10 protein-coding genes are annotated in these 12969 nt (G+C 34.7%); 9 read left to right on the top strand and 1 reads right to left on the bottom strand.

From position 1 onward, the window contains the following. The first annotated feature begins 25 nt into the window (after positions 1 to 25). Positions 26 to 1372: an FAD-dependent oxidoreductase gene (locus NYG92_RS00050; RefSeq protein WP_289233155.1), complete on the top strand. Its 1347-nt coding sequence runs from the start codon at positions 26 to 28 to the stop codon at positions 1370 to 1372. Between the two features lie 7 nt (positions 1373 to 1379). Further along, positions 1380 to 2822 (top strand): pyruvate kinase, encoded by a 1443-nt coding sequence (gene pyk / locus NYG92_RS00045; RefSeq protein ID WP_270977750.1) that lies wholly within the window; start codon positions 1380 to 1382, stop codon positions 2820 to 2822. Positions 2823 to 2828: 6 nt separating this feature from the next. On the opposite strand, the gene NYG92_RS00040 is transcribed toward pyk, so the two are convergent. Further along, positions 2829 to 3680: a hypothetical protein gene (locus NYG92_RS00040; RefSeq protein ID WP_289233154.1), complete on the bottom strand. Its 852-nt coding sequence runs from the start codon at positions 3678 to 3680 to the stop codon at positions 2829 to 2831. 84 nt (positions 3681 to 3764) lie between these two features. Between NYG92_RS00040 and lgt the strand changes: the two genes are divergently transcribed. Genes lgt through NYG92_RS00005 form a run of 7 tightly spaced genes read left to right on the top strand, consistent with a single transcriptional unit; the run spans position 3765 to position 12838 of the window. Continuing rightward, the gene (gene lgt / locus NYG92_RS00035) at positions 3765 to 4589 is read left to right on the top strand and encodes a prolipoprotein diacylglyceryl transferase (RefSeq protein ID WP_289233153.1); all 825 of its coding nucleotides are present in this window, start codon (positions 3765 to 3767) and stop codon (positions 4587 to 4589) included. 45 nt (positions 4590 to 4634) lie between these two features. Continuing rightward, positions 4635 to 5411 carry a fumarate reductase cytochrome b subunit gene (locus tag NYG92_RS00030; RefSeq protein WP_289233152.1) on the top strand — a complete coding sequence of 259 codons (777 nt, stop codon included), beginning with the start codon at positions 4635 to 4637 and terminating at the stop codon, positions 5409 to 5411. Then, the gene (locus tag NYG92_RS00025; RefSeq protein ID WP_289233151.1) at positions 5395 to 7386 is read left to right on the top strand and encodes a fumarate reductase flavoprotein subunit; all 1992 of its coding nucleotides are present in this window, start codon (positions 5395 to 5397) and stop codon (positions 7384 to 7386) included. The genes NYG92_RS00030 and NYG92_RS00025 overlap by 17 nt, the downstream gene beginning before the upstream one ends. After that, positions 7379 to 8104: a fumarate reductase iron-sulfur subunit gene (locus NYG92_RS00020; protein ID WP_289233150.1), complete on the top strand. Its 726-nt coding sequence runs from the start codon at positions 7379 to 7381 to the stop codon at positions 8102 to 8104. Before NYG92_RS00025 ends, NYG92_RS00020 begins: the two co-directional genes overlap by 8 nt. Before the next feature lie 30 nt (positions 8105 to 8134). Further along, positions 8135 to 10318 (top strand): dynamin family protein, encoded by a 2184-nt coding sequence (locus tag NYG92_RS00015; protein WP_289233149.1) that lies wholly within the window; start codon positions 8135 to 8137, stop codon positions 10316 to 10318. Further along, positions 10308 to 12137, top strand: coding sequence for a dynamin family protein (locus NYG92_RS00010; protein WP_289233148.1), 1830 nt, complete (start codon positions 10308 to 10310; stop codon positions 12135 to 12137). Before NYG92_RS00015 ends, NYG92_RS00010 begins: the two co-directional genes overlap by 11 nt. Next, complete coding sequence (locus NYG92_RS00005; protein ID WP_027304588.1) at positions 12134 to 12838, top strand: tetratricopeptide repeat protein; 705 nt, start codon at positions 12134 to 12136, stop codon at positions 12836 to 12838. The genes NYG92_RS00010 and NYG92_RS00005 overlap by 4 nt, the downstream gene beginning before the upstream one ends. The last annotated feature ends 131 nt before the right edge of the window (positions 12839 to 12969 follow it).

Genomic DNA, 12969 nt, shown 5'->3' with positions numbered 1-12969 from the left:
AAATAAATTATTTTAAGGAAAATTAATGAGCCGGCAAGAATTTGATGTCTTAGTTATAGGAGCTGGAATTTCTGGTGCAGCTTTATTTTATGAGCTTGCTAGATATACAGATATTAAAAATATCGCTTTAATAGAAAAGTATCACGCTCCAGCAACTATAAACAGCAAAAGCACAAGTAATTCACAAACTATACATTGTGGCGATATAGAGACAAACTACACTTTGGAAAAGGCACAAAAAGTCAAACGCACTGCCGATATGATAGTTAAATATGGACTTTTGCAAAATGCACAAAACAAGTTTATGTTTTCTCATCAAAAAATGGCTTTAGCTGTAGATGATACAGAATGTGAGTATATGAAGGGTCGCTATGAGGAATTTAAAGAACTTTACCCTTATATTAAATTTTTTGATAAAAATAAAATTAAACAGATAGAACCTAAGGTCGCCCTTGGGGAGGACGGCGTAAGCGATAGGAGGGAAAATATTGTCGCTATGGGTGTTGAAGCGGGAGAAGTTTTTACGACTGTTGATTTTGCTAAGATGAGTGAAAGTTTAATTGAAGAAGGACAAAAGCAGGGTAAAAACACTTTGGTAGCTTTTAATGAGGAGGTTGTGCATATTTCTAAAGAAAATGGGGTTTTTACTATAAGGACTGCAAATTTTAAAGAGTATAAGGCTAAGGCTGTTGTGGTAAATGCTGGCGCACATTCTTTGTATCTCGCACACAAAATGGGCTTGGGGCTTGATAAATCTTGTTGGCCTGTGGCAGGAAGTTTTTATCTTACAAAACAAAAACTTTTAAATGGCAAAGTTTATATGGTGCAAAATCCTAAGCTCCCATTTGCAGCACTTCACGGAGATCCTGATTTAATGGCAGATATGAATACGCGTTTTGGTCCAACAGCTTTAGTAATTCCTAAGCTTGAGCGTTATAAAGGCTTGAAATCTGTGCCAGAATTTTTTGAGGCTTTGAAGCTTGATAGGGTTGTATTAAGTGTGAGTTTAGGCATGTTTAAAGATGCTACGATTCGAAATTATATTCTCTATAATTATTTATATGAATTGCCTTTTATTAATAAAAACTTATTTGTTAGAAATGCTAGAAAGATTGTCCCAAGCTTAAAGGCTGATGATATTTATTATGCTAAGGGTTTTGGTGGGGTGCGTCCGCAAGTGATTGATAAAACAAAAAGAGAGCTTATGCTAGGTGAAGCCAGCATTAATGAGGTTGATGGTATTATTTTCAATATGACACCAAGTCCGGGTGCGACAAGCTGTCTTGGCAATGCCGAAAGAGATGCAAAAATGGTTTGTGATTATTTGGGTGCTAAATTTGATGAGGATAAATTTAGCACAGAATTATTGTGAGGTAAAAATGCTTAAAAAAACTAAAATAGTCGCCACAGTTGGTCCAGCTAGTGAAAGTGAGGAAGTTTTACGCCAAATGATCATTAATGGCGTTAATGTTTTTAGATTAAATTTTTCTCACGGAACTCACGAGTATCATAAGCAAAATTTAGAAAAAATTCGTAAGGTAGCAAGTGAGCTAAATGCAAGAATAGGGATACTTCAAGATATTAGTGGTCCTAAAATTCGCACAGGTGAGCTTAAAGAGCCTTTCGATCTTAAAAAGGGTGATAGATTAGATTTTTACCGTAGTAAAATTCTTGGAGAAAGGATTGATGGGGCACATTATAAATTAAGCATTAATCAAAGCGATATTTTAAATATGCTAAAAATAGGGGAATATGTCTATCTTTATGATGGTAGCATTCGTGCAAAAATAGTGAGCGTTAATGAAAATTTTATCCAAAGTGTGGTAGAAAATGATGGCTTTTTAAATTCTAACAAGGGCATTAATTTTCCAAATACGCGTATTAATATCGATGTGATTACGCAAAAGGATAAGCGAGATTTGCTTTGGGGTATTGAAAATGGTGTTGATTTTCTTGCCATTTCTTTCGTGCAAAACGCTCACGATATTGATGAGGTGAGGGAAATTTTGGCACAAAATGGAGCGAAGATTGCTATTTTTGCTAAGATTGAGAAATTTGATGCGGTGGAAAATATTGATGAAATTATCGCTTCAAGTGATGGCATAATGGTAGCTCGTGGAGATTTGGGTATTGAAGTGCCTTATTATAAGGTTCCAAATATACAAAAAAGCATTATTCAAAAGGCAAACAATGCTTCAAAGCCTGTTATTACAGCGACACAAATGCTTTTTTCTCTTGCCAAGGCTAAAACTGCGACAAGAGCCGAAATTTCAGATGTGGCAAATGCTGTATTAGATGGAACGGATGCGGTAATGTTAAGCGAAGAAAGTGCCGTAGGGATAGACCCTGCTAATGCCGTTGATGTGATGTGTAAGACCATAGTGGAAGTGGAGAAAAATTATCCTTACAATAAATTTAATCGTTTTGATTATTTAGATGATACGGATAAAATTATGCAATCAAGCACTCATTTAGCGGCAGATTTAAATGCGGATGCTATTTTCGCTCTCACAAGTAGCGGTAAATCCGCCATTAAAATCGCTCGCTATCGTCCTGATATAGAGATTATAGCCATAGCACATAGTGAAAAAACGCTTAATTTTCTTAGTATAGTTTGGGGAGTTAATCCTGCTATTTTAGTTAATAAAAGTGATGAATTAACAAAATTACTCAAAGATGCTGTAAAATCTAGCGTAGAAAGAGGCTTTATGAGCGAAGATAAATGCTATATTTTAAGCGCTGGTTTTCCAACGGGTGTGGAGGGAACGAGTAATCTTATACGTATTTTAAAGAAAGAGCAAATCGCCTATTATCTTAGATGAAAAGGGTTATTCAAAGATAATCACCCCATTTTCTTCGTTATTTGTTGGAGTTTCTTGCATTTGGCTTTCTTTCTTATGCCTTTGCTGAGTAGGATTTTCTTCGCTAAAGCCTTCATTTATAAATTCATTATATTCTTTAGTATTTTGCGGCTCACTTTTGCCCAAATCTAGAGCTTTTGGAAGATTTGCGTGAAGAGAATTTAGAGTGTTTTTGTAAAAAGCTAAATAGGCTTTGTCTATTTCAAAAGCTGGGCGCTCTAAGCCTTTGTTAAGTTGGGTTGGGACATTACTAAGTGTCGTTTTAAATATACCCACACCATCACTACTTTTAATAGGATAGGTTAAATCGATGAAAGAATCAAGTTTAGTATCGCTTGAGATTTTAGTTTTATTTTGTGGATTATAAGCATCGACAAATTCGATTTTCCCTTCAAATTTTAAACCAAGTTTTGAGTCTATAGAATCTCCACTAAGCCATTCGTTTGTTTTTTGAATTTCTTTTTCATCGATGAAAATTTTAATTATACCTTTAAGTTTGTAATCGGGATTTGTATTATCTAATTCATAGCCTTTAAGTTTTGCGATTGTTTTGATTTGCTCTTCTAAATTTTGTTTTAAAAGCTCATTTTCTTTATCGATGCGAATTTTAAGCACAGAATTTTCAAAATTATCCGAATAATTATTATTTTGCTCTAAAGCTAAAGGCTCTAAAGCGATTTTAATGCCAGAATTTATAGCTTGAATTTGAGTGGGAGTTTGGGGCTTGAAATTGGGCATAGAAACATGGACGAAATTTGAGCTTGTATTTGAGCAAGCTGCAAAGAATAAGGCTGCGCTAAGTAAAAAAGCTTTTTTCATTATTTAACCTTTTATTTTTTTAAATGCAATTATAACAAGTTAAAGTTTTTTTGCTATATTTTCCTTAAAAAATTTGGATTTAAAATGAAATTTTGGCAAAATATTTATGCAAATTTTGATGTTGTAGCCTTTGAGTTTTTTGGTTTTAAGGTGCATTGGTATGGCATTATGTATGTAATAGCCTTACTTTTAGCCTTATATTTGGCGAAATTTTTTGTTAAGAAATTCAATTTAGATATAGATAATAAACATTTGGATAATTATTTTATTTGGGTTGAACTTGGCGTAATTTTGGGTGCTAGACTTGGCTATATTTTGATTTATGATTTCCATACTCTTTATTATCTTACGCATCCTTGGCAAATTTTTAATCCCTTTGATATAAATGGCGAATTTGTAGGTATTCGTGGTATGAGCTATCATGGTGCTATTGTGGGATTTTTGTTAGCAACCTTTCTTTTTTGTAAGAAATATAAACAAAGACTTTGGCTTTATCTTGATGTTGTAGCTTTGAGTGTTCCTTTGGCTTATGTTTTTGGTCGCGTAGGAAATTTCCTCAATCAAGAGCTTTTTGGACGCGTTAGTGATGTAGTTTGGGGAATTTATGTTGATGGCTTATTAAGACACCCTTCTCAGCTTTACGAAGCATTTTTGGAAGGCATTGTTGTTTTTATTGTTGTTTATTTGTTTAAATTGAGACAAAAATTTGAGGGAGAGCTTATTATTATTTATGCTGGAGCTTATTCTTTGGCGCGTTTTGTGTGCGAGTTTTATAGAGAGCCTGATTTTGGGATCGGCTTCGTTGTTTTTGGACTAAGTATGGGACAAATTTTAAGCTTAATAATGTTTGTGGCTGCTTTGCTTTTTTATCTTTTTTTTAAAAAAAATTTAATGTATCTTAAAGGCTAATAAAATTATAATTAATAGTTTTTAAATTTATTCTAAGGAGAAAAGATGAGTGATCTTATCGAAGGTTATTTGGGTAAGAGCATCGATGGCAAAAAAAGCAAAATGCCAGCCAGGCTTGATTTTATCCAAAGCGCCTCAGGGCTTTTTTTGGGACTTTTTATGTGGCTACATATGCTTTTTGTATCTACAATTTTGGTGAGTGAAGATTTTTTTAACTCTGTTGTCCATTTTCTAGAGTTAAAATTTGTTTATGATAACCCTATTATGAGTTACACCACCTCATTTCTCGCCGCCTGTGTTTTGATTATTTTCATCGTGCATGCAGCTCTTGCGATGAGAAAATTTCCTATTAATTTTCGTCAATATCAACTTTTAAGAACACATACAAAAAAAATGAAGCACGAAGATACGACACTTTGGTGGGTGCAAGCTTTCACAGGTTTTGTAATGTTTTTCTTAGGTTCAGCTCATCTTATCTTCATTATTACAAATGCCGATAAAATCAGTGGCGATATGTCAGGCGAAAGAGTGATTAATCACTTTATGTGGCTTTTTTATATTGTTTTACTTATTTGCGTGGAACTTCACGGAAGTATAGGACTTTATAGGCTTTGTGTTAAATGGGGTTGGTTTGAGGGTAAAAACGCTAAAGAAAGTCGCAAAAAGCTCAAAATGGCAAAATGGGTTATTAGCGTATTTTTCTTAGTTTTAGGTGTGCTATCTCTTGCCGCATTTGCAAAAATTGGATTTGAAAATTATCAAAATCAAGCAAACGCGATGATAAAAAACTACAATGGAGCAAATTATGAATATACAATATAGTGATGCTTTAGTAATAGGCGGCGGTCTAGCAGGACTTAGGGCAGCCATTGAAGTGGCAAAAAGTGGGCAAAGCGTAACACTTTTAAGTATTTGTCCCGTGAAGCGTTCTCACTCAGCAGCCGTGCAAGGTGGTATGCAAGCAAGTCTTGGAAATGGTGCTAAGGGTGAGGGAGATAATGAGGATTTGCACTTTGCAGATACCGTAAAAGGCTCAGACTGGGGATGCGATCAAGAGGTTGCAAGAATGTTTGCTCAAACTGCACCAAAAGCAGTTAGAGAGCTTGCGGCTTGGGGTGTGCCTTGGACTAGAGTTACGAAGGGTCCTAGAACGGTCGTTATCAACGCACAAAAAACCGTGATTGAAGAAAAAGAAGAGGCACACGGACTTATTAACGCAAGGGACTTTGGCGGCACGAAAAAATGGCGAACCTGTTATATCGCCGATGCGACAGGGCATTGTATGCTTTATGGTGTAGCAAATGAAGCGATTAAGCATCAAGTTAAAGTTATTGATAGAATGGAAGCAGTGCGTATCATGCACGATGGGAAAAAATGCTTGGGCGTCATCGCTAGGGACTTGACAAATGGGCAGCTCATCGCCTACATCGCACGCGGCACGATGATAGCAACGGGCGGCTATGGTAGAATTTACAAGCAAACGACCAATGCCGTTATCTGCGAGGGGACAGGCGCGGCGATTGCCCTTGAAACAGGACTTTGCAGACTTTCTAATATGGAAGCGGTGCAATTTCACCCGACCCCCATCGTGCCGAGTGGAATTTTACTGACTGAGGGCTGTCGTGGGGATGGCGGAATTTTGCGCGATGTGGATGGTTACCGCTTTATGCCTGATTATGAGCCAGAAAAAAAAGAACTTGCTAGCCGTGATGTGGTAAGTCGTAGAATGATGGAGCATATTCGCAAGGGTAAGGGTGTGAAAAGTCCTTATGGGGATCACTTGTGGCTTGATATTTCTATTTTAGGCAGGGCGCATGTGGAGAAAAATTTGCGCGATGTGCAAGATATTTGCAAAACTTTCAACGGCATAGACCCGGCCGATGAGGGGCCGAAGGGCTGGGCGCCCGTGCTTCCTATGCAGCACTACTCTATGGGTGGAATTCGCACTAAGCCAACAGGAGAAAGTCAGTGGCTTGAGGGGCTTTTTGCCTGCGGGGAGGCGGCTTGCTGGGATATGCACGGCTTTAACCGCTTGGGTGGAAATTCTTGCGCGGAGACCGTTGTGGCGGGGATGATAGTGGGGGATTATTTTGCGGATTATTGTAAAAATAATGGCGAAGTTGTAGATACTAATGTTGTAAAAGATTTTTTAAGTAAAGAATATCAATATCTTAAATCTTTAGTGGATAAAGAGGGGCAAAATGATGTTTTTGAAATTAAAAATAGAATGAAAGAGGTAATGTGGGATAAGGTTGCCATTTTTAGAACGGGCGAGGGCTTAAAAGAAGCCGTTAATGAGCTTGAAGAGCTTTATAAAAAATCTTTAAATGTTAAAGTGCATTGCAAAGAATTAAATGCTGCAAATCCTGAGCTTGAAGAAGCTTATAGAGTGCCTAGAATGCTTAAAATCGCCCTTTGCGTTGCTTACGGCGCGCTTTTGAGGACAGAAAGTCGCGGGGCGCATTACAGGGAAGATTATCCAAAAAGAGATGATTTAAACTGGATGAAAAGGACGCTTGCTTATTGGGTTGAGGGCGAGACTCTGCCAAAAATCGAGTATGATGAGCTTGACATTATGAAAATGGAAATGCCTCCAGCCTTTCGTGGATACGGCGCAAAGGGCAATATCATAGAAAACCCACTAAGCGAAAAGCGTCAAGCCGAGGTGGATGCCATACGGGAAAAAATGGAAAGTGAGGGCAAGGGGCGCTATGAAATTCAAAATGCTTTAATGCCTTATGAGCTTCAGGCAAAATACAAAGCACCCAATCAAAGAATAGGAGTTGATTATGAGTAGAAAATTAATTGTGAAAGCGTTTAAATACAACCCTTTAAGCAAAATTTCAAAGCCACATTTTGTAACCTATGAGCTTGAGGAAACTCCCTTTATGACTGTTTTTGTGTGCCTGACTCAGATTCGCGAGAAAATGGATGCGGATTTGAGTTTTGATTTTGTTTGTCGGGCGGGGATTTGCGGAAGCTGCGCGATGATGATCAATGGCGTTCCAAAGCTTGCCTGCAAGACCCTCACTAAGGACTATCCTGAGGGTGTGATTGAGCTCATGCCCATGCCAGCCTTTAGGCACATTAAGGATCTGAGTGTCAATACGGGCGAGTGGTTTGAGGCGATGTGTAAGAGGGTGGAAAGCTGGGTGCATAATGAAAAAGAAACCGACATTTCTAAGATTGAGGAGCGCATCGAGCCTGAAGTAGCTGATGAAACATTTGAGCTTGATAGATGTATAGAGTGTGGCATTTGTGTTGCTTCGTGTGCGACTAAATTAATGCGTCCTAATTTCATCGCGGCTACGGGCTTGCTTCGCACGGCGCGCTATTTGCAGGACCCACACGATCACAGAAGCGTAGAGGATTTTTACGAGCTTGTGGGTGATGATGATGGGGTTTTTGGCTGTATGTCTTTGCTTGCTTGTGAGGATAATTGCCCTAAGGATCTGCCGCTTCAAAGCAAGATCGCCTACATGAGAAGACAGCTTGTTGCGCAAAAATGTAAATAAATATTTCCCCCTTTTTAAAGGGGGATTTTAATGCAAAATATTCTTCAGCAACTTTGGCAAAATAAATTACAATTTTTAGATTTTAACTCGATTTTTGACCATTCAATCCAACTTGATCTTAGTGAATTTGCTATTATTTTAAGTGTTGATGAAACAAATTATGAAAGGTATTTTCTCTTAAAAGAATTTGCAAATATTATGAAAAAAATTGCTTTAAGAGTGGATATTTTTAGTATTCAATATGCACAAATTTGCACTTTAAATCTTTTGCAAAAAGGTTTTTTAAATCAAAAAGATTTGTTAAAAGCTTTGAGGATTTTAGAAAAGATAACTAACAATGATTTGATAATAAAATTTATAGAAAAGACTAAACTAGAAGAAAAAGATAAAAAAGCCCTTTTTGAAACTTCTTTTAATGAGTTAGATGCTATTAACTTCAAGCTTCAGTCCCTAGCTCTTAGTCAAACTAGTAAAGAAAATTTACAAGAAGCTTTAGAAAAATTTAAAAATTTAGAATTTAATGTCGCCGTTACAGGCGTGATGAACGCTGGTAAATCAAGCCTTTTAAATGCTTTACTCAAAGAAGAATTTTTGGGCGTTTCAAATATACCAGAGACGGCAAATTTAAGCGTTTTGCGATATGGGGAGTCTAAAAAGGCAAAAGTATATTTTTGGAGTGAAAAGGAATGGCAAAATATACTTTTAAATTCTAAATTTAGTGTTGAGCTTGAAAGTTTTGTCAATGGGCTTTCGAAAAAATATCATATCGATGAGTATATACAAAAAGATGGTTTGATAAAGGAAATTTCACAAGAAGAGCTTAAGGAATTTAGTAGCGCGAAAAATCAAATTTCAGCTTTTATTAAAAAGATTGAGCTTGAGGCAAATTTAGAATTTTTGCAAAATAATATTTCCATAGTTGATACTCCGGGGCTTGATGATGTAATTATTCAAAGAGAATTATTGACGAAAACTTATTTAAAACAAAGTGATTTTTTAATTCACTTAATGAATGCTTCTCAAAGCTTGACACAAAAGGATATGGAATTTTTAGTTTCTTGTTTATTAAATTCGCGTCTTGGTAAATTTTTGGTCGTTTTGACTAAGGTGGATTTATTGAGTGAGGAGGATTTAAAAGAGGTTATTGCTTATACGAAAAATTCGTTAAAAGAGAGACTTAAGGGAGAGGAAATGTTGATTGAAAAAATTGATTTTCTCTGTGTGAGTGCAAAAAAAGCAAATGACTTTTATAAAAATTTGGTAGGCAAAGAGGAATTTGGGCAAAGCGGAATGGAGGAATTTGAAAGATATTTATTAAATGCGCTCTATTCTGGAGAGAAAAGTAAAACGGCTTTAAATGCCTATAAAAAAGAGCTTGGTTTAGAGCTTGTGCAAATCTTAAGCGAGTATGAAATGCAAAATAAGCTTTTTAAAGAAAGCTCACATACCGCTCAAGATGAAAATATGCAATTTTTAGCGGAATTTAAAAAACAAGAAAGAGAACTTTTAAATGCCAAAGATGATATTAAAAATTCCATTTCAAAGCTTAGAAATTCTCAAAATGATATTAATCAACTTGTCCTGCTTTTAGCCAAAAAGCTTAAGGAACGCTTAATTGATGAATTAAAATATCTTAATAATAATGCTAAAAAACTTGATTTAAATCGCGTTTTAAATATGGTTGATATTACGACAAGAGATGGGATTAATGACATTTTAAGGGAGGTAAAATTTGAAAATTTGAAGAAAATTGATGATATTAAGAAAAATTTAAGCTTAAAATATGATTTCTTGCAAGCAGAATTTGATAGTGGTTTTGAAGACTTTAAAGAGGGTATTTCAAGGGCGATAGAGGATATTTTTGCGACAGATCAATTTGCGTTTTTAAAGCTAGAACTTGGTCAAATGATACAAGAAAAAAGCGATATTTTTACTATGGAAAAAAAATTAGACAAGCTTATAATGGAAGCTTTTATGGGGTTTGAGCTTGATAAGATTTTGGAAAATTTAGATATAAATGGAAACTTTTTAAATTTTCTAAATGAAAAATTAGCGTATTTTGAAAAAAATGTGAAAGAAAAATTAAGAAATCTCACAAATTTACTTCAAAATTTAGAAAAAGAACATTTTGATTTTACGCAAAATTATGAAGCAAATTTAGAAAAAATTGCCGAGCTAAAAGAACTTCAAAAGGATCTTTTAAATGCAAATTGAGTTTTTAAAACAATTTATTGAAGCCTATGAAAACGCTTATAAAAAAGAATTTGATGAGAGTTTTGAAGGAAAGATAAAAAAGCTTTGTAAAGATTTTGATGAACCTTTTATGCATCTTAGTTTAGGCTTAAAAGAGCGTTTAAAAAGCCTCATTTTTTCTTTGGAGAAAAATATACAAATAGCCATTATAGGTCAATTTTCTAGTGGAAAATCAAGTCTTTTAAATTTGATTTTGGGGCGTGAATATTTGCCGACTGGTGTTGTGCCTGTTACCTTTAAACCCACTTTTTTACATTATGGAAAAGATTATATTTTGCGTGTAGAATTTGAAGATGGAAGCGATGTTATCGCAGAGCTTAGTGAGCTTGAATTTTATACAGATCAAAGAAAAAGCTTAAAAGAAGCCAAAAGCATACATATTTATGCACCTGTGCCACTTTTAAAGCATTTAAGTCTTGTGGATACTCCCGGACTTAATGCAAATGAAAGCGATACGCTAACGACTTTTAGGGAGCTTGAGAATATTCACTGTGTAATTTGGTTAAGTCTAATTGATAATGCGGGCAAAAAAAGCGAAGAGGATGCTATTAAAGCAAATTTAAAACTTCTTGGTAAAAATAGCTTGTGCGTCTTAAATCAAAAGGATAAATTAAATCAGGTAGAACTTGAAAGGGTCCTTGAGTATGCAGAAAGTGTTTTTGGAAAATATTTTAAGCAAATTATCGCCATTTCTTGTAAGGAAGCTAAAGAAAAAGATAAATATGATAAATCTAACTTTAATACTTTATTAAAATATCTAGAAAACATTGACGCAAAAAATTTAAAGCGTGAATTTAGCAAGAGAAAATTGCTTGAATTTTGCCAAATCACTAAGGAAGAAAATATTCTTTTTGATACTATTTTTAATGAACTTGAGCTTAAATTTGAAGCCTATGAGAATTATTTAAGAGCTTATTTTGCCGATTTAAGAGAGAAAATTAAACTTTTAAATCACCAAATTTTAGAACAACTTAAAAGTATTGCTGAGCGTTTGAGTATAGAAATTTTTAGTTTTGTTAGAGAAAAGGAGGCTTTTTTTTATAAGGAAACTCAAGGTTTTTTTAAGAAAAATTTATATCATAAATACAGCTACAAAACTCCTTTTATTTCCAGCGATGATGCCTTTTTGGCGATGTTTTACCATTCTGATGTGATGAATAGGGAATTTAAGCGTATTAAAAAGGAATTTGAAATTTCTTTTGAAGATTTAAAATGGCATTTAAAAGAGAGTTTTGAAACTTTAAAAAAAGAAATTTTGCTTTTTAAGGCACGAATTTCTAATATTCAAAAAGATGATTTTTTGCAAAGTGAGAAAAATTTTGCCGACCTTAGAGCCTTTGCTAGTGCGAGTGAGGAGCATTTTTTGAGGGATTTTGAAAACGCCTTACTTAAAAGCACCTTAGAGCTTGAGCTTTTTTTTGAAAAACTCAAAAGCAAGACTCTTAGCAATTACGAAAACGCCGCCAAACTCAGCCTAGCCTTTTTTGAGCGCAAAATGAACGAAAGTCGCACATTTTACGAGCTTGACAGCTCACAATTTTCTTTATATTATCCTAAAAAAAGCGAAATTTACGAAAGAGTTTTAAATGAGCTTAATGTGTATGAATTTGAAAATTTATTGATTGCAAAGCCTGTTATTTTAAAGGTTATTAGTATATTTTTTGAGCAGAATTTAGATCTAATTACGCAAAAAAGAGCATTGATTTTAACTAAAAAAGAGGAAAACAATAAGCGTTTAAATTATATTCTAGCTTTAGAGGAAAGGATTAAGGCTTTATGAAAAGATTCATTTTGTTACTATTTTTAGGACTTAGTGGGCTTTTAGCACAAGACATAGAAAAGGCTTTAAAGCTTTATGAGGCTAATAAATTTGCCAAAGCTTATAAGCTTTTTGAAGATTTGTGTGAAAAAGATAATCCAAGAGCTTGCTTTTCTTTAGGCTATATGAATGAAAAAGCACAAGGTGTTTCAAAAGACTTGAAAAAAGCCCATCGATTTTATGATAAGGCTTGCAAATTCGGCTATTCTAAGGGGTGTTCAAATTTGGCTTTAAGTTTGGAGGAAAATGGCTATAAAAATGAGGCGATTTTAGCCTATAATAGAGCTTGCAAATTGGGAGATGCGAGAAGTTGCAACAATATAGCTTTATTTTATGAAGAAGAAAAAGATAGTGAATTGAGTCTTTATTTTTATAAAAAATCTTGCGAGTTAAAGGACGCTAATGCCTGTTATAAGCTTGGTTTGCTTTATGAGAAGGGTGAAAAAGTTAGGCAAAATTTAAACACCGCTTTACATTTTTATTCTCAATCTTGCACTTTTGGATTAGGAGAAAGCTGTTATATTTTAGGGCGTTATAATCAGCTTGAAAAAAAGGATATGAAAAGGGCAAAACGCTATTTTGGCATAGCTTGTGATAAAAAACATAAAGAAGCTTGTGTGGCATATAGAGAGTTAAATGATAGGGGGATTGATATTTATTAATCTTCCCACTTTCATCTTCCCTTAAGCTTCTTTATGTATAATTTCGACTTTCACTTTCTAAAAAAGTCTAAATACAACATTTTAACTCCTTTAGAAAGCCGTTCTTTAACTTATTATTGTTAAGAGTCACA

Source organism: Campylobacter felis, assembly GCF_030250085.1.
GTDB classification, from domain to species: domain Bacteria; phylum Campylobacterota; class Campylobacteria; order Campylobacterales; family Campylobacteraceae; genus Campylobacter_D; species Campylobacter_D upsaliensis.
The sequence above is the reverse complement of the archived record's forward strand: the minus strand, read 5'-3'. Positions and strand labels throughout refer to the sequence as shown.